Here is a 1,522-nt window from a genome sequence, read left to right on the forward strand (position 1 = left end):
CCGGCGCGACGGTGGCGCTGGTGCTGTTGTTCGACACGGTGATCATCGGCCTGTTCATTCCGGGCGGCAGCCCGGTCGTGCCGATCGCGCAGCATATCAACCTGCTGGCGACCTGGGGCTTCATCATGTTCGGCGCGACCATGGTGCTGTTCGGCGTGATCCGCGCCAATGGCGCCGTTTGGGGGCCGCTGCTGATCATGACGGTCGCCATGTTCCCCGTTCGGCTCGGAGTCGCTTATGCGCTGCTGCCGCTGATCGGGTCGGATGCGCTGTGGTGGAGCTTTCCCGTGGGGTCAGGGGCAAACGCCCTGCTGGCGGCGCTCTATTACCGCTTCGGCCGCTGGCGCGAGGGCGGCCTGCTCGTCCCGGAGGAGCATTGCGAGGAGCGGAGCCACGCCGATATCGAGCCCGCCGGCACGCTCAAGCCGGCGGTCTAGCCACCTCCTGGGCGCTGCCCGATCAGCCCGCCTGCTGCTCCGCCTCGCGCGGCACCATCACGCGGATCGCTCCCGGCGCGATCCGCGCCCGTACCGGTGTGTGTGCCAGCACTTCGCCGTCGATCGAGATCGGCAGGCTGGGGCGGGTGTCGATCTTCAGCTCACGGCCGGAGAAGGTGACCGTGTCCTGGTGCCGTGCCGCAAGGCCAAGGATGTTGGCGAACCAGTTCTTCAGCAGCGTGCGGCGATACCGGCCGGTGACGGCCTGCACCACGATCTGCCCCGAATCGACCTTGGCCTCGTCCACCAGCCAGGTGCCGCCATGATACGGGCCGTTGGAGATGCGCACCTCCACCACCCGCATCCGCTTTTCCTCCGTTCCGTCGTCCACCGTCAGGATGAATGGTCGGAAGCGCAGATATTGTAGCCCGGCCCAACCCAGATAGCCGATCCGCCCCAGCACCTTCTTCAGATTGTGCGGCACCGTTTCGGCAATCTGCGGCGACAGGCCCATCGCCGCGCAATTGGCGAAATAGTCGCCGTCGATCATGCCCAGGTCGATCCGCTTCGGCACGCCCGTCGCCAGCACCTCGATCGCGCCGTCCACGTCCAGCGGCAGGCCAAGGGTACGGGCGAAGCTGTTGGCGGTGCCAAGCGGCAGGACGCCAAGGATCACGTCTTCGCCAAGCAGCAGATCGACCAGACCGCTAACCGTCCCGTCACCCCCGCCAAGGATCACCAGATCCGGTTTCTTCGACAGCGCATGGCGAACGGTCCGTTCCAGATGCTTGGGCTTCTGAACGGCATGGGCGTCGACGGTGAAAGGCAGCTCTTCCAGCCGCTTGCACGCGCGCCGGAATAGCTTCTGTCCCTTGCGTGACTTGGCGTTGACGATCAACGCGGCCGACCGGATCTCGCTCATGCCGCCCCAACGCACGGCAGGCCGATTCGCCCCCGTAACGCTTGCGCGGGGCTTATCCCGGGCGCAAGGCAGGGCCATGCACGCTTCCTTTCCCGCGCTGCGCATGCGCCGCACCCGTGCCGCCGACTGGAGCCGGCGGTTGCATCGCGAAACGACGCTGACG

Annotated in this window: 1 protein-coding gene and 1 pseudogene; one reads left to right on the forward strand and one right to left on the reverse strand. The window is 66.9% G+C overall.

The window, feature by feature from the left end:
* A pseudogene (locus tag AX702_RS22745) lies at window positions 1–437 on the forward strand (MATE family efflux transporter); the annotation flags it as partial.
* A gap of 22 nt (window positions 438–459) precedes the next feature.
* Here AX702_RS22745 and AX702_RS21380 read toward each other — a convergent pair.
* Window positions 460–1,359: a diacylglycerol/lipid kinase family protein gene (locus AX702_RS21380; RefSeq protein WP_066782324.1), complete on the reverse strand. Its 900-nt coding sequence runs from the start codon at window positions 1,357–1,359 to the stop codon at window positions 460–462.
* Window positions 1,360–1,522: the final 163 nt, after the last annotated feature.

Source organism: Sphingomonas sp. CCH5-D11 (genome assembly GCF_001557395.1).
GTDB lineage: Bacteria > Pseudomonadota > Alphaproteobacteria > Sphingomonadales > Sphingomonadaceae > Sphingomonas.